At 64.7% G+C, this 15,261-nt stretch carries 17 protein-coding genes and 1 pseudogene; 5 read left to right on the forward strand and 13 right to left on the reverse strand.

Annotated elements, in window-relative coordinates; genetic code table 11:
- Positions 1-6: 6 nt before the first annotated feature.
- The 3 genes from rnhA to ispH form a co-directional block, all read right to left on the reverse strand.
- Entirely contained in the window at positions 7-480 is a 474-nt protein-coding gene (gene rnhA / locus ACV959_RS13700; protein WP_475737135.1) for a ribonuclease HI, read from the reverse strand.
- Complete coding sequence (gene thrB / locus ACV959_RS13705; RefSeq protein WP_475737136.1) at positions 477-1,442, reverse strand: homoserine kinase; 966 nt, start codon at positions 1,440-1,442, stop codon at positions 477-479. The genes rnhA and thrB overlap by 4 nt, the downstream gene beginning before the upstream one ends.
- Before the next feature lie 110 nt (positions 1,443-1,552).
- The gene (ispH, locus tag ACV959_RS13710; protein WP_475737137.1) at positions 1,553-2,521 is read right to left on the reverse strand and encodes a 4-hydroxy-3-methylbut-2-enyl diphosphate reductase; all 969 of its coding nucleotides are present in this window, start codon (positions 2,519-2,521) and stop codon (positions 1,553-1,555) included.
- A 256-nt stretch (positions 2,522-2,777) separates the two neighbouring features.
- Between ispH and ACV959_RS13715 the strand changes: the two genes are divergently transcribed.
- Entirely contained in the window at positions 2,778-3,620 is an 843-nt protein-coding gene (locus ACV959_RS13715) for a DUF937 domain-containing protein (protein ID WP_475737138.1), read from the forward strand.
- Between the two features lie 7 nt (positions 3,621-3,627).
- On the opposite strand, the gene ACV959_RS13720 is transcribed toward ACV959_RS13715, so the two are convergent.
- Positions 3,628-3,792 carry a Flp family type IVb pilin gene (locus ACV959_RS13720; RefSeq protein WP_475737139.1) on the reverse strand — a complete coding sequence of 55 codons (165 nt, stop codon included), beginning with the start codon at positions 3,790-3,792 and terminating at the stop codon, positions 3,628-3,630.
- A 281-nt stretch (positions 3,793-4,073) separates the two neighbouring features.
- Here ACV959_RS13720 and ACV959_RS13725 point away from each other — a divergent pair, with 281 nt between their 5' ends.
- The gene (locus ACV959_RS13725) at positions 4,074-5,462 is read left to right on the forward strand and encodes a glutamate--cysteine ligase (RefSeq protein ID WP_475737140.1); all 1,389 of its coding nucleotides are present in this window, start codon (positions 4,074-4,076) and stop codon (positions 5,460-5,462) included.
- 53 nt (positions 5,463-5,515) lie between these two features.
- On the opposite strand, the gene ACV959_RS13730 is transcribed toward ACV959_RS13725, so the two are convergent.
- Together ACV959_RS13730 and ACV959_RS13735 are read right to left on the reverse strand one after the other, a co-directional pair.
- Positions 5,516-5,821: a hypothetical protein gene (locus ACV959_RS13730; RefSeq protein ID WP_475737141.1), complete on the reverse strand. Its 306-nt coding sequence runs from the start codon at positions 5,819-5,821 to the stop codon at positions 5,516-5,518.
- Positions 5,822-6,064: 243 nt separating this feature from the next.
- Positions 6,065-6,817, reverse strand: a complete 753-nt coding sequence (locus ACV959_RS13735) for a 16S rRNA (uracil(1498)-N(3))-methyltransferase (protein ID WP_475737142.1) — start codon at positions 6,815-6,817, stop codon at positions 6,065-6,067.
- A gap of 150 nt (positions 6,818-6,967) precedes the next feature.
- On the opposite strand from ACV959_RS13735, the gene ACV959_RS13740 reads away from it, so the two are divergent.
- Positions 6,968-7,423, forward strand: a complete 456-nt coding sequence (locus tag ACV959_RS13740) for a hypothetical protein (RefSeq protein ID WP_475737143.1) — start codon at positions 6,968-6,970, stop codon at positions 7,421-7,423.
- Entirely contained in the window at positions 7,420-8,370 is a 951-nt protein-coding gene (gene ubiA / locus ACV959_RS13745) for a 4-hydroxybenzoate octaprenyltransferase (RefSeq protein ID WP_475737144.1), read from the forward strand. The genes ACV959_RS13740 and ubiA overlap by 4 nt, the downstream gene beginning before the upstream one ends.
- 27 nt (positions 8,371-8,397) lie before the next feature.
- On the opposite strand, the gene ACV959_RS13750 is transcribed toward ubiA, so the two are convergent.
- The 7 genes and pseudogenes from ACV959_RS13750 to ACV959_RS13780 form a co-directional block, all read right to left on the reverse strand.
- Positions 8,398-8,925 carry a hypothetical protein gene (locus ACV959_RS13750; protein WP_475737145.1) on the reverse strand — a complete coding sequence of 176 codons (528 nt, stop codon included), beginning with the start codon at positions 8,923-8,925 and terminating at the stop codon, positions 8,398-8,400.
- Complete coding sequence (locus ACV959_RS13755; RefSeq protein ID WP_475737146.1) at positions 8,922-9,401, reverse strand: hypothetical protein; 480 nt, start codon at positions 9,399-9,401, stop codon at positions 8,922-8,924. Before ACV959_RS13755 ends, ACV959_RS13750 begins: the two co-directional genes overlap by 4 nt.
- Before the next feature lie 77 nt (positions 9,402-9,478).
- Complete coding sequence (locus ACV959_RS13760; protein ID WP_475737147.1) at positions 9,479-9,916, reverse strand: hypothetical protein; 438 nt, start codon at positions 9,914-9,916, stop codon at positions 9,479-9,481.
- A gap of 19 nt (positions 9,917-9,935) precedes the next feature.
- Complete coding sequence (locus ACV959_RS13765) at positions 9,936-10,145, reverse strand: hypothetical protein (protein WP_475737148.1); 210 nt, start codon at positions 10,143-10,145, stop codon at positions 9,936-9,938.
- 52 nt (positions 10,146-10,197) lie between these two features.
- Positions 10,198-11,298 (reverse strand): ABC transporter permease, encoded by a 1,101-nt coding sequence (locus ACV959_RS13770; protein ID WP_475739671.1) that lies wholly within the window; start codon positions 11,296-11,298, stop codon positions 10,198-10,200.
- 74 nt (positions 11,299-11,372) lie between these two features.
- A pseudogene (locus ACV959_RS13775) lies at positions 11,373-12,307 on the reverse strand (ABC transporter ATP-binding protein).
- A gap of 94 nt (positions 12,308-12,401) precedes the next feature.
- Positions 12,402-13,391, reverse strand: coding sequence for an HlyD family secretion protein (locus ACV959_RS13780; protein ID WP_475737149.1), 990 nt, complete (start codon positions 13,389-13,391; stop codon positions 12,402-12,404).
- 131 nt (positions 13,392-13,522) lie between these two features.
- Here ACV959_RS13780 and ACV959_RS13785 point away from each other — a divergent pair, with 131 nt between their 5' ends.
- The gene (locus ACV959_RS13785; protein WP_475737150.1) at positions 13,523-15,202 is read left to right on the forward strand and encodes an electron transfer flavoprotein-ubiquinone oxidoreductase; all 1,680 of its coding nucleotides are present in this window, start codon (positions 13,523-13,525) and stop codon (positions 15,200-15,202) included.
- Positions 15,203-15,261: the final 59 nt, after the last annotated feature.

Genomic DNA, 15,261 nt, shown 5'->3' on the forward strand with positions numbered 1-15,261 from the left:
CCCGCCTTAAACAAGGGGCGCCCCCGCCGCCTTTCCGCGGCGCGCCTGAAACGGCGCCATGCCCGCGCGCGCCAAAGCGTCCGCGCGCTCGTTCATCTCGTCGCCGGAATGGCCCCTGACCCAGTGCCACGTCACATCGTGGCGTTCCTCGGCCGCCTCCAGCCGCCGCCACAGCTCGACGTTCTTCACCGGCTTGCGGTCGGCGGTCTTCCAGCCGCGCGCTTTCCAGCCCTTGAGCCACGAGGTCACGCCGCCGCGCACATATTGCGAGTCGGTGTAGAGGTCGACCGCGCAGGGCCGCGTCAGCGCTTCGAGCGCCATGATCGCGGCCGTCAACTCCATGCGGTTGTTTGTGGTGAGCGCTTCGCCGCCGGAGAGTTCCTTCTCGCGGTCGCCGAAGCGCAGGATCGCGCCCCAGCCGCCGGGGCCGGGATTTCCCGAACAAGCCCCGTCCGTCCAGATCGACACGCGTTTCGTCACAGGCTCAGGCCATAGGCGCGCGCATCGGCGACCCCGCGGTGGAAGCGCAGTTTGGCGAGATATTCGCGCGGGTCCTTCGGGCGCACTAGCGCGCCCTTCGGCACGTTCAGCCAGTCCACGTATCGGGTGAGCAGAAAGCGGATCGCAGCGCCGCGCGCGAGCAGCGGAAAGGCCTCGATCTCGGCGCGCGAGAGCGGGCGCAAGCCGCGATAGGCGTCGAGCAACGCCATGCCTTTCTCCGGCTGGTAGCAATGGCTGTCGTCGAAACACCAGGCGTTGAGGCAGATCGCAAGATCATAGGCGAAGGCGTCGGTGCAGGCGAAGTAGAAGTCGATCAGCCCCGAGATCCGGTCGCCAATGAAAAAGACGTTGTCGGGAAAGAGATCCGCATGGATCACGCCGCCGGGCAGCTCGTCCGGCCAGTTGCGCTCCAGGTGCGCGAGTTCCGATTCGACCGTTTCGCCCAGTCCCTCGGCGACGTCGTCGGCGCGCGCGGCGGCCGGCGCGAAGAGGGGACGCCAGCCAGAGACCGACAGCGCATTGGCGCGGCGCATCGGAAAGCCCGCACCCGCGAGATGAAGCTGCGCCAGCGCCGCGCCGAGCGCCGCGCAATGGACCGGCTCGGGGTGATGGACCGAATAGCCCTCGAGAAAGGTGACGATCACCGCGGGACGGCCCGCGAGCCGGCCCAGCGCCTGCCCCGCCCGGTTCTTCACCGGTTGGGGGCATGTGACGCCCTGCCGCGAGAGATGCTCCATCAGCCCCAGAAAAAAGGGAAGATCGGCCTCCGCGACGCGCTTTTCGTAAAGCGTGAGGATGAAGCTCCCCGCGCCCGTGTGGAGAAAATAATTGGAATTCTCGACGCCCTCGGCGATGCCCTTGCAGGACAGGAGTTCGCCGAGGTCATAGGTCGCGAGGAAGGCGATCAGCTCGGCGTCGTCGACCTGCGTGTATACGGCCATTGCTCAGTGACATCCCTGCGAGACGACCGCATCGGACGAAAGGGGTGGATCGGGCGCCTATAGCATCCGACGCGGCGGCTGGCGAGGCGCGGCCCGAGGCGGCCGCGTCCTCACGCCATCGCCCGCAATTCCTTGGGCAGCGGGAAGGAGACGCTCTCGTCCGCGGTGGAAACGGTCTCGACCGTCACCTCATAGCGTTCGGCGAAAGCGTCCATGATTTCCTCCACAAGCACCTCCGGGGCCGAGGCGCCCGCCGTAATGCCAAGCGAAGAAATATTGCCGAAGATCGTCCAGTCGATCTCGCCCTTCCCCTGCACGAGCTGGGCGGGCGCGCCGGCGCGCTCCGCGACTTCGCGCAGGCGCTGCGAATTGGAGGAATTTGGCGAACCCACGACGATCACCGCGTCGACATGCGGAGCGACTTCCTTCACCGCCGCCTGACGATTCGTCGTCGCGTAGCAGATGTCTTCCTTGTGCGGGCCGACGATGGCCGGGAAGCGCTTCGTCAGCGCGGCGACGATCTCCTGCGAATCGTCGAGCGAGAGCGTCGTCTGCGTAACATAGGCGAGATTGGCCTCGTCGTCGAAGCTCAGATCTCTGATGTCGTCGATGGATTCGACGAGGATCACTGCGCCCTCCGGCAGCTGGCCCATGGTGCCGACGACCTCGGGATGCCCGGAATGCCCCACGAGCAGCACGCGGCGGCCGCGCTTCCAGTGGATTTCGGCCTCGCGGTGCACCTTTGTCACGAGCGGACAGGTCGCGTCGATCGCAAGCAGATTGCGCTCCTGCGCATCGGCCGAGACGGATTTGGCGACGCCATGCGCAGAGAAGATCACCGGCGCGTCCGTGTTCGGGATTTCGTCCAGCTCCTCGACGAAGACCGCGCCCTTGGCTTTTAGGGATTCGACAACGTAGCGGTTGTGCACGATCTCGTGGCGCACATAGACCGGCGGGCCATATTTCGCGATGGCGCGCTCCACAGCATCGATGGCGCGAACCACGCCGGCGCAGAAACCGCGCGGAGAACACAGGAGAATCTTGAGCGGCGGCTTGATGCGGCCAGGCTGAGCGTTCATTTGGGCGCCTTCGGCAAAGGGGCGGCGCGAGCGCGCCGGCGACTGCTGGGCGATCCGCCGGGCGCACGACCGTCGAGGGCGTCCGCCGTTATCTGGCGTCGGTTGGCGGAAGTGATGTCGCGGCCGCCGGAGTCTGTCAAGCCGCCGGCGGCCGCGCGACGGACGGGCTATCGGTTCCGACGACATTCGGTTAGCATGGTTCCCTAAAGAGGCGGGAGACGAACGCCCCTCGAAAACTGGTCCCGGGAGGAAGCGCATGTCGGATATGGACTCTATCCTATCGTCGGCTCTGGGCGGGCAGCTCGTCGCCACTCTGGCGCAGCGCTTCGGCCTTTCGGAGGAGCAGATCGAAAGCGCGATCAAGGCGCTCGCCCCGGCGCTCGCCATCGGCCTCAACCGCGCGGCGGAGGAGCCGGAGGCGTTCCAGAAGACCCTGGGCGCGCTCGCGCAGACCGAACGTTACGCCTTCTTCGACGAGCCGGACGCCGCGCATGGCGACGAGGCGATGGAATTGGGGCGCGACCTGCTTTCCGATCTTTTCGGTTCGCCGGCGGCGACGGGTCAGGTGCTTCAGGCCGCCGCGCGCGAATCCGGCGTGCGCCCCGACATTCTCGCCCAGCTCCTGCCCGTTCTCGCCTCGATCCTGCTCAGCGGCCTCACCAAATCGATCAATGAGAAGGGGCTCGGCGGCATCTTGGGCCAGCTCGCGAACTCCGGCGCGCTCGGCGACATTCTCGGACAGGTGCTCGGCGGCGGCGGAGCCCCCGCGCCGCAGCCGGCGCCCGCGCCCCGCGGGGGCGCGGCGGGCGGCGGACTGGGCGGCCTTCTCGGCGGACTCCTCGGCTCGCTGCTCGGCGGGCGCCGCGCGCCTCCGGGCGGCGGCCCTTCCGAACGCGGCGGACCGCTCGACGCGGACGCGGGACTGGGCGGCGGCGCCCCGTCCTCCCTGCCCTCTGGAATGGATCAGGCCTCGATTCAGGCGGCGATAGAAGAGATCAAGAAGACGCTGCAGGTCGGGCAGAATGCCGCAAATCGCCCGGCCGGTCAGGCGCCGAGCGATCTCGAAAGCATTCTCGGGCAAATACTCGGCAAGCGCTGACGAAGCGTTAGAAGTTTCCGACGAGCTTTCCGAAGTAGAGGGTGGACAGCTTGGTCCCGATGGCGGTCGAACCTGCGATGATGACGATCGACACCATGATGGCGATCGTCGCATATTCGAGGGCCGTTGCGCCTCTCTCGTCCCGGAAGAATTTGCGCATCGACCTGAGCATCGGCCCTCCATGGCTGGAAATGTAAGCCGCAAACCTGTCAAAAGTTTTAATAGCCGCGCCTGCGTTCGAGGGATCTGGAAGGGGGGTCGCCGCGGCGATGGCGCGGCGGGCGCCCGCCGCACTTGCGCCGGCGCCGCTTTTCCGGCAATCCATCGGCGCTGAACGCAGGAAACCCAGCGCTCTCTCGCGCTCCGGCTCGTGACGCGCCGCCGTCTCTTTCCCCGCTCGCTGCGGCCGCCCTGGCCGCGTCGATCGCTTCTTATGGAAAATTCTGTCTAAACATGGCTCGCGACGTAACTGACTCGACGCCGATCGCGTCCCGGGACGCGCTCGTGGAGACGCTGGCGACGGGTTGCAAGACCTCCGGCGCGCCGCTGCGGATTGGCACGGAACATGAAAAAATCGCCTTTTACGCAGACGCCCATGCGCCGGTCCCTTACCATTGCGTCGGCGACCGCTGCGGCGTCGGCGCGCTGCTGGAGGGCCTGCGCGAGGCGACCGGCTGGGAGCCGATTCTGGATCGCGACGCGCTCATCGGCCTCGCCCAGACCGATGGCGGCGCGGCCATTTCGATCGAGCCTGGCGGGCAATTCGAACTCTCCGGCGCGCCGCTTCCCGACATTCACGCCACGGCGGCGGAGCTCGACGCGCATCTCTCCGCGGTAGGCGCCGTCGCCCGTCCGCTCGGCGTGGCGTTTCTCGATCTCGGCTGCAGCCCGAAGTGGTCGCGCGCCGAGACGCCGATCATGCCCAAGCAGCGCTACAAAATTATGGCCGCCTATATGCCGAAGGTCGGATCGCGCGGCCTCGACATGATGTTTCGCACGGCGACGATCCAGGCCAATCTCGATTTCGTCAGCGAAGCGGACATGGTCGAAAAGCTTCGCGTCGGCCTCGCCCTGCAGCCGGTCGTCACCGCCCTTTTCGCCAACTCGCCCTTCCTCGACGGCGCGCCGACGGGGCGGCTGTCGCAGCGCTCCTACATCTGGCTCGACACGGACCCGGATCGCACCGGCATGTTGCCGTTCGTCTTCGAGGACGGGTTCGGCTTCGAGCGTTATGTCGACTATGCGCTCGACGTGCCGATGTATTTCGTCAAGCGCGGCGACGTCTATCACGACGTGGCGGGGGCGAGTTTCCGCGACCTCCTGGACGGACGCCTCCCGCAAATGCCCGGAGAACGCGCCACGATGTCGGATTGGGCGAACCACCTCTCGACGATCTTCCCCGAGGTGCGCCTCAAGAGCTATCTCGAAATGCGCGGCGCCGACGGCGGACCGCGCGCGCATATGACGGCGCTGCCGGCGCTTTTCGCGGGCCTTTTCTATGATGGAGCCGCGCTGGACCAGGCTCGCCAGCTCACGAAGAGCTGGTCGGCCGACGCGCGCCAGAAGCTGCGGGAAGACGTGCCGGCGCGCGCGCTCGACGCCATGATCGACGGCCGCAGGGTTCGCGACGTGGCGCGCGACGTTCTCGATCTCGCGATCGGCGGCCTGAAGCGGCGCGCGCAGAAGAACGCGCGGGGCGAAGACGAGACCATCTATCTCGCGCCGCTCGAACAGATCGTCGAGGAAGGCCGCACCCTCGCCCAGCGGCGCCTCGACCTTTACGAAGGCCCCTGGGGCCGCTCGGTCGAGGGCGCCTTCACGGATTGCGTCATCCCGCTCTGAACAAAAAAATCCCGCCGAAACCGGCGGGATTTTTTCATCGCCCTGCGCCGCGCTCAGCGCGGGAACAGCTCGTTCAGGCCAAAAGGCGCCATCGGCTGGAGGTGCGACGTGCGCTGCACCCCGTCCGCCGTCGGGGCGTAGCCCATCGGCGCGACGGGCGCGCGCGTCAGATCCACGCGAACGTGGCGGCCGATCTTCACGCAACCGGTCGACCCCGCGACAGCGACGTAATCCGCGCCGTAACGGGCGCACTGATTCGAGGTCTCCGCCGACGCGGGGCTTGCCGAGAGCGACGCAGCGAGCGCCATGGCGGCCGGCAGGCCGAGAGGCGCAAAGGGGCGGAAATCGGCAAACTTCATGTGGCGGTCAGCCTCTGTTCCGATCGCGACGCCCGTCGCGGACGCCGCAATCTCAGCCCAATTCTGGAAGGCAGCGGACGCTTCGACGCCGCAAACTCAGCGGCGCGTCCCTCCCTGCCGACACTAGAGCCAAACATCGTGGCAGCATCGTGTCGCGACCGTCGGATCAGCCGGCCGCGAAACCATGAAACGACAGGACAATTTATTTTTAGTGAACGCAGAAAGGTTTGGTTAAGCCGGAGTTCACAAGGAGTTACCGCCCCAGTCGCCGATGGTCGCCTGGACGATGGCGAGCGCCGCCACGGCGGCCGTGTCCGCGCGCAGCACGCGGGGTCCAAGCGATATTCTGACGACGTTCGGGAGCCGCCCGATCGCGGCGCGCTCCTCGTCGTCGAAGCCGCCCTCCGGGCCGACCAGCACGCTCGTCCCCGCTCCCGATCGGCCCCGCAGCGCCGCGATGGGATCGGCGATTGGCGCATCCTCGTCGCAGAACACGAGGAGACGCTCCGCCGGAAAGGACGAGAGAAATTCCGGCAGATCCACCGCCTCGGGCGCCTCCGGCACGGCGAGAACGCCGCATTGCTCCGCGGCCTCGACGACGTTGGCGCGCAGTCGCGCCGAATTGACGCGGCGCACCTGCGTGCGGCGGGTGATGACGGGAACGAGTCGGCCTGCGCCCATTTCCGTCGCCTTCTGCGCCATATAATCGAGGCGCGCCTGCTTGAGCGGCGCGAAACAGTAATCAAGGTCTGCGCGCGGCGTTTGGTCGCGCAACCGCCGCTCGACGCTAAGCCGCGCGAATCGCCGCGTCGTTTCCGTGAGGTGGGCGAGAAATTCGCCGTCACGCCCGTTGAAGACGATGATTGCGTCGCCCTCGCGCAGACGCAGGACGTTCAGAAGATAATTCACTGCCTCCGGCGGCGGCGCCAGGAGGGCGCCGGGAGCGAGCGCGTCCTCCACGAAGAGACGTTGCGCGGAAAAATCGTAATGTGACAAGAGGGCGACCCGTGTGGCGCGGCGAAGCCCCGCCGCCTTCCGGCCGCCATGAAGCAGCCGCTTTGTTCGCAGACAGGTTGGCCAAAACTTGCGTGGGGGGCAAGCCTGCTGCTAACACGAAGATCCTTTCGAGAGCGGATCGTAAGAGTCATGAAGATCAGCGCCGTCTCCTCCTCGCGCATCGTCGCGGGCCTTGCGCTGCTGGCGTTCGTCGCTGGCGCAGGCGCGGCGCGCGCCCAGTCGTGCCAGGAGGATTTCCAGAAGCTGACCCAGCGGCGCATGGCGCAAATCCAGGTTCTCAATAGCCTCGGCAAGGCCGGCAAGGGCAAGATGGACCCGAACGCCGCCTGCCCGGCCGCGAAAAAGCTCGTCGGCATCGAGAACGAGATGCTGGGCTACATGACCAAGAACAAGGACTGGTGCAACATTCCGGACAATGTCGTCGACAGCTTCAAACAGGCTGGCGCAAAGACGAAGGCGTTCGCCAATCAGGCTTGCACGGTCGCGGCGAAGATGAAGCAGATGATGCAGCAACAGCGCGAACAGGCCGCCAATGGCGGGGGGATGGGCGCGCCGCCGCCCAAGCTGCCCTCTGGCCCGCTGTGAGCCTCTTGCGCGGCGGCGGCGAGGACGCCGCTCTACCGGACGCCGTAACGAGCCATCCGCTGTGGCGATACGCGCCATCGGGCGTGCGGCCGTATATTCAGCTTGCACGGCTCGACCGGCCAGTTGGCTGGTGGCTTCTGTTGCTTCCTTGCTGGGAATCGAGCGCGCTCGCCTCCGCCGCGCTGCACCGCGGACCGAACTTCTGGCATCTGACGCTCTTCTTCGTCGGCGCCGTCGTGATGCGCGGCGCGGGCTCGACCTACAACGACTATGTCGACCGCGAGATCGACGCCAAGGTGGCGCGCACGCGCGGCCGTCCCCTTGCGAGCGGCCGCGTTTCCCCGCGCGCTGCGCTTTGGTTCATCGTGGCGCAATGTCTCGTCGGCCTCGCCGTGCTGCTCTCCTTCAACGGCTACACGATCGCGCTCGGCTTTCTCTCGCCCCTGATCGTGCTCGTCTATCCTTTCGCAAAACGCTTCACCTCCTGGCCGCAGGCGATCCTCGGCTTCGCCTTCGCCTATGGCGCGATGCTCGGCTGGACGGCGCAGACGGGCGCGCTCGATCCGCCCGCCATGCTGCTCTACGCCAGCTGCATTCTCTGGACGATTGGCTTCGACACGATCTACGCGCTGCAGGACGTTCGCGACGACGCCATCGCCGGCGTCCGCTCGACCGCGCGGTTGTTCGGCGCGCGGGTCAAACAGGCGGTGGGCGGTCTTTACGCGGGGTCTTTCCTCTTCGCGGCGCTCGCAGCCTACGCCATCGGCGGCGGCGCCTTTTCCTGGCTCGGCGTCGTGGCCTATGGCGTCCATCTCGCCTGGCAGACGATCCTGACGGCGGAGAATGCCCCGCCGGGAACGGCGCTGATGCTGTTCCGCTCGAATCGCGACGCGGGACTGCTGCTTTTCAGCGGATTCTTCCTGCAGAGCTTACTAACTCAGATGTAACCAAGTATACCTGTATCTGCCCCGGAATTATTCGGCTTCTCTGCGCCTATTCACGACCGCAATAACCCTCGCCAACACACTCGCTTTGTTCCATTCAGTCATAAGCGCAAATACAGAGGGCGCCATGGCTATTTTAGCTTCCAATGGGATAATGGAATCAATTCTATCTGCTATAAAATCTAATCTCCGAGCAAGTTCCTCGTAGAGAAGTTTTATAGTTACGTATCGATTAAACAGGTATAGTTCTGCATAAGGATAGTAATCCTGTCTCTCGATTGATAAAAAATCAAGTTCTGAAGGAGAAAGCCTTTCAACCGGCTGCGCATCGGTCTCAAGCGCTATATTTCTGTACCTTTTCGCAGCACTTCGAAATGCTGAAGCAGTTTTCTTGAGGCGTTCGATTTCGTTGACACGCGCCCCCCCTTCCGACGACCCCTCTATATCTGCCAATACGCCAAAGAGGTCCGACGCAGCCTTCAGCGACTGCTTACCCACCTCACTCGTCGCCACTTCAAGATTGGGAAACGCGATCCCAGAATTAGCAAAGAAGGTCATAGCCTGAACCCCTTTATCGAATCAACATAATTTACAAAATCTGCGGAGTGCAAATGCGCAACACTATCCCAATGCTTCCGAAACGGCTCTTGACGCATCACTTCTCGCAAATCTTCATCTAGCATCTTGACGACTGACTGCGGTAGAGCGAGCACGCTCCGTAATGCAAAGCACGCTGAATAGTAACTTATTAGCGATCCCATGTAAATCTTTTTGCGACTTTCTTTATCCTCATCGGTGTCCCCTACAAAATATATGTCCATGAACTTATATTGCAGATCTCGACCTTGAATCACCATCTGATTAAATAACTGAGCCTGTGCATTAGCCGTTGAGAGCTTGAGACTATCCGACGCTGTTTTAAGACTTGCAGCCGCAATCATTATGCTCTTATAAGTAAAAAAGAAACCAACAATAACAACACCTATCTGTGCTATTGAAATAATATTTGAAGTAGAGATCGGCTCAAGAGCCATAGAATTACCTCCGCTGTGTCTGATTTTGCTTGAACGCTATACAATTTTTTTCCATGATCGATTGACGACAGCAACTGCTAAAACCGCCGCCCCGGCGGCGCCGGATGGCAGGCCAGCACGGCGATCTCGTCGCCATTGTCATATTTCATTTCGCCGCGATTGACGTCGAGCGTGTTGCGCACGTGCTGCTCAGAGCACTTCTTTGCGCCATCCTCCATGCAGAGCCGATCCGTGCCGAAGGTGATGAGGTTCTTGTCGACCTTCACGAGATAGACGACCTTTTCCTTGCGGCCGTATTTGTCGGGTCCGGAGATGTAGGAGTCGCCCTCCTTGTATTCCTCCGCGACGCCCTCGCTCCACATGATCTGAAGAAACTGTCGGTCGGTGTCGACGTCGACCATCGCCGTCTGGTTCGAGCGCTCGCAATCGAGGTGAATCTCCGAGGCGACGGCAGGCGCGCCAAATGGCGAGGCGGCAAGAACGCCAATGGCGGCGAGGGCGAGCGTTCTGGCCATGACCATGTTCTTCCGTCCCTTATTTGCCGTCGAGCTCTCTCTTGACGTCGAGACAGGAGTCGAGCTGGCTCCTGTTCATCTCCCAATAGGAGGCGTTGCACAAAGCCTGATAGCGGCTGCTGTTGAAAAAGGACCACAGATTGTAGCTCCCGAGCAGCAGCGCGAGGATGGCCGCCACCTTGAGGATATTGTTGAAGCGCGTCACCGGATCGGCGTCGGGCTCGGACATGACTGCCTCCATTTGCCTCAATGTTAGGCGCGTGGCGCGCCGCGTCAACGATTCAGTCCAGAGTCTGACGGAAACGCATAACCGCAATGCTCATGGCGACAAGCGCAAACAGCGCCAAAGCGCCGGCGTCGGCCGCCAGATCGCCGAAACCCGACCCTTTCAGCATCACCGCGCGCACGATGCGCAAGAAATGGGTGAGCGGCAGCCCCTCGCCGAGATATTGCGCCCAGACCGGCATGCCGTAAAAGGGAAAGAGAAATCCCGACAGAAGCATGCTCGGCAGGAAGAAGAAAAAGGTCATCTGGAGCGCCTGAAGCTGGTTCACGGCGATCGTCGACAGCGTGTAACCCATCGACAGATTGGCGACGATGAAGAGCAGCGTCAGCGGGCCGAGCACGATCAGCGAGCCGGCGATCGGCACGTGAAAGAGCAGCGAGGCGACGATCAGGATGGTCGCCATCTGCACCGCTCCCACGACGACATAGGGCGCGATCTTGCCGAGCATGATCTCGACGGGCTTCACCGGCATGGCGAGCAGCGCCTCCATCGTGCCGCGCTCGACTTCGCGCGTGACGGAAAGCGCCGTGTACATCAACATCGTCATCGTGAGAATGGTGCCGATCAGTCCCGGCACGATATTGCGCCGCGTCTCGCCCGCCGGATTGTAGCGGCGCTGGATCTGAAGATCGAAGGGCGGCGCGTTCTGCGCGCGCGCGGCGAGCGGCCCTGCAAGGTCGCGAGCCAGGGCCTGCGCCGCCGCGCCGAGAGCCGCCGCAACGGCGCCGGCGGTCGCGGTCGGATCGGTGGCGTCCGCCACGATGAGCGCCGAGGGCCGCTCGCCCCGCACCAGACGGCGCGAAAAGTCCGGCGGAATCTGAATGACGAACTGCGCCCTGTTGGAGAGGATCAGGCGGTCCGCGTCCTCTTCGCCTCGCGCGGCATATTTGATGTCGAAATAATCCGTGGCGCGTAACGCGCCGACGAGGGCGCGGGCGAGCGGCCCGTCGTCGGAGACGAGCACGGCGGTCGGCAGATGCTTGGGATCGGTGTTGATAGCGTAGCCGAAGAGCAGGAGCTGGATCAGCGGAATGCCGATGATCATCGCGAAGGTCGCCCGGTCGCGCCACAGCTGAATGAATTCCTTCACGAACATGGCGACGAGACGCTGCCATGACTGGGCCAGCGGGCCGCGCCGGCGGGGCTTGTGCGGGTCTGCGCGCCCTGCGCTCACGGCGCGCTCCGACGGTTGCGGGTCATCAGGTCGATGAAAACGTCCTCGAGAGTGGCTTCATCGCGCCGCCAGCGATGCGCGCCATTCGCGAAGCGTCGCGCGACCGCCTCCATCTCCGCCGCGTCGCGGCCGCCGACGTGCAGCGCCGCGCCGAAACGCGCGACCATGTCGACGCCGGGCGCGTGCTTCAGTTCGGCCGACAGCGCGTCGAGCCCCTCGCCCGTCACCACCCAGGTGGAGAGATTCGCATTCGCGACGATGGTGTCGATCGCGCCCGAAACCAGCAGCCTTCCGTCGAGAATATAAGCGATCTCATGGCAGCGCTCGGCCTCGTCCATGTAATGCGTCGAGACGAGGACGGTGAGGCCTTCCGTCGCAAGCTGATGGATCTCGTCCCAGAAATCGCGCCGCGCCTTCGGATCGACGCCGGCGGTCGGCTCGTCGAGCAGCAGCAGCGACGGGCCAGGGAGGATGCAGGCGCCGAGCGCGAGCCGCTGTTTCCAGCCGCCGGACAATTCCCCGGCGAGTTGGTCCGCGCACGCGGCCAGTCCGAGCCGGTCCAGCGCCGCCCGCGCGACGTCCTCGGGCGCCTCAAGCCCGTAGATGCGGGCGACGAATTCGAGATTCTCCCGAATGGTGAGGTCGCGATAGAGCGAAAAGCCCTGCGTCATATAACCGACATGGCGCTTGATCTCCGCCTGTTGCCTGCGGATGTCGTAGCCGAGGCAGCGGCCTTCGCCGGAGTCGGGCGTGAGCAGGCCGCAGAGCATGCGGATCGTCGTCGTCTTGCCGCTGCCGTTGGGTCCGAGAAAGCCCTGGATATGTCCGCGCGCGACGGTGAGGGTGAAATCGTCGACGACCTTCTTGCCGCCGAAGGACTTGTGAGGCCTTTGACGTCGATCGCGATGTCGGGCGCGGCTTGGTCGGACATGAAACGCGCGCCGCTCACCCGTCGCGGCCGGGCGCGAGCGCCCGTCTCGACAAGGACGCGCGCAGGCGCGGCGAACAAGCGTCGAGCGGGCGGGTCACTTCGCCGCCCCCGCTTCCGGAAGCAGCTTCACCGAAACCGGCAGTCCGAGCGGCAATTCCCGCGCCTTTCCCTCGAGCCGCGCCTCCGCCTTGAAGACGAGCTTCGCGCGCTCGGCGTCGCTGAAGATTACCGGCGGCGTATATTCCTCGCGGCTCGCCACGTAGGAAATGCGGCCGTAGAGATCGTCGGCGCAGCCGTCGCAGTTCACCTTCACCTCCCTTCCCAGCTTCACGAGCGTCATTTTCGGTTCCGACGCATAGAAGCGCACCTTGCGGTTCTCGGGCGGCAGCAGCGCGACCACCGGTTGGCCGGCGTTGACCATTTCGCCGGGGCGAAAATAGATGTCCTGCACGACGCCCGACGCCGGCGCCCGGACGCTTTGCCGCGCGATCCGCACATCGAGCAGGGCGAGTTGCGCCCGCGCCTGCTTCAACGCCGCCTCGGCGGCCTCGATCTCCTGGGTGCGGCTCGGCATCCGGGCCGCAGCGACCTGCTTTTCGGCCTCGTCGAGCGACGCCCTGTCCCGCGAGAGCGTCATCGCGGCGCGATCGAGGGTCGCCTTCGACGCGTCGCCCTTGGCGTAGAGGGCCTTCTGGCGTTTGTAGTCCCCCTCGGCGTAGACAAGGGACGCGCGGGCGCGCTCCACCGCGGCTTCGAGGACGGCGATCTGCTGGGGCCTGTTCATCGCCGCGCGGGCGTTGGCGAGTTGCGCCTCCATCTGCGCGATGCGCGCGGCGCCCTCCTCGCGTTGCCGGTCCAAGAGCGGGGTCGCCATGACGAAGATGAGGTCGCCCTTCTCGACGACGCTTCCGGACTCAACGGCGAGCCTCTCGACCCGCTCGCCTTCCGTCGGGCCGATGTAGAGCGTCTCGCCCTCCACATAGCCAAGGAAGCTCGCAGACGCCCCATTGTCGCGCGTCATCCGCCAGACGGCGACGCCGCCGACGAGGACAAGGACCGCCGCGATCGCGAATGCGCGTCTCATCGTCCGCCGCTGCCTCCTGCTCGCGCGCCAGCGTCTCCGCCCCGCGCGCCAATCTCCTTTTGGCGCGCCGCCCACAAAAAGGCTACAGTGGATTGACGCAGTCGCGAAAAGGACGCGAAAAGGGATCGGAAATGTCTGAAGAGATTACGGAATTGCCCGAGCGCGAAGGCATGGACTACGACGTGGTGATCGTGGGCGCCGGCCCCGCCGGCCTCGCCGCCGCGATTCGCCTCAAACAGGTTGCGCCCGATCTTTCCGTCGTCGTCATCGAAAAAGGCTCCGAGCCCGGCGCGCATATTCTCTCCGGCGCGGTCATCGACCCGATCGGCCTCGACCGGCTGCTGCCCGACTGGCGCAACCGCGACGACGCGCCGCTGAAGACGCAGGTGCACGACGACCGCTTCCTCGTGCTCTCCGAGACGGGCGGCTTCCGCCTCCCCAACGCCCTGATGCCGAAACTGATGAACAATCACGGCAATTTCATCGGCTCGCTGGGCAATGTCGTGCGTTTCCTCGCTGCGGAGGCCGAGGGCCTCGGCGTCGAGATTTATCCGGGCTTCGCAGGCGCCGAAATTCTCTACGGCGACAAGGGAGAAGTGCTCGGCATCGCAACGGGCGACATGGGCGTCGGCCGCGACGGTCAACCCAAGGACAGCTTCACCCGCGGCATGGAGTTGCGCGGCAAATACACGCTCTTCGCCGAAGGCGCGCGCGGCTCGCTGACCAAGGAGCTCATCGTCAAATACGATCTCGCGAAGAACAGCGACGTGCAGAAGTTCGGCATCGGCTTCAAGGAGCTGTGGCGCATCCCCAAGGAAAAGCACAAGCCCGGCCTCGTGCAGCATTCCTTCGGCTGGCCGCTGCAATCGGACACCGGCGGCGGCTCCTTCCTCTATCACTTCGAGGACGGGCTCGTGTCGATCGGCTTCGTGGTGCATCTCAACTACCCGAATCCGACGCTCTCGCCCTTCGACGAGTTCCAGCGCTTCAAATGTCATCCGATGATCGCGCCGACGCTGGAAGGCGGGGAGCGGATCGCCTATGGCGCCCGCGCGCTCACCGAGGGCGGCTGGCAGAGCGTGCCGAAGCTCGTTTTCCCCGGCGGCGCGCTGGTCGGCTGCGCGGCGGGCTTCATGAACGTGCCGCGCATCAAGGGTTCGCACAACGCGATCCTCTCCGGCATTCTCGCCGCCGACCATGTCGCCGCGGCGCTTGGCGAGGGCCGCGCCTATGACGAGGTGACGGCCTATGACGGCGCCTGGCGCACGTCCGAGATTGGCCGCGACCTGAAGCCGGTTCGCAACGTCAAGCCGCTCTGGTCGAAATACGGCACCTATCTCGGCGCGGCGCTCGGCGGGCTCGACATGTGGACGAATTCGCTTTTCGGCTTCTCCTTCTTCGGCACGCAGTCGCATGGCAAGCCGGACTACGCCTGTCTGAAGCCGCTCTCGGAAGTGACGCCGATCGTCTATCCGAAGCTCACGCAGAAGCCGGCTTTCGACAAGCTCTCCTCGGTCTTCGTCTCGAACACGAACCACGAGGAAGACCAGCCGGTGCATCTGCGCCTGACCGACCCGTCGATCCCGATCGAGAGGAACCTGCCGATCTATGGCGAACCCGCGCGGCTCTATTGCCCGGCGGGCGTCTATGAGGTCGTCTATGGCGACGAGGAGACGAAGAGCGATCCCCGCTTCGTGATCAACGCGCAGAACTGCGTGCACTGCAAGACCTGCGACATCAAAGACCCCGCCCAGAACATCACCTGGGTTCCGCCGGAAGGCGGCGGCGGGCCGAACTATCCGAACATGTGACGTCTCGGCGCGCGGCGGACGGACGACGACAAGCGATCCGGGAGAAGCTCATCCCGGAC

The organism is Methylocystis sp. Se48 (assembly GCF_056269425.1).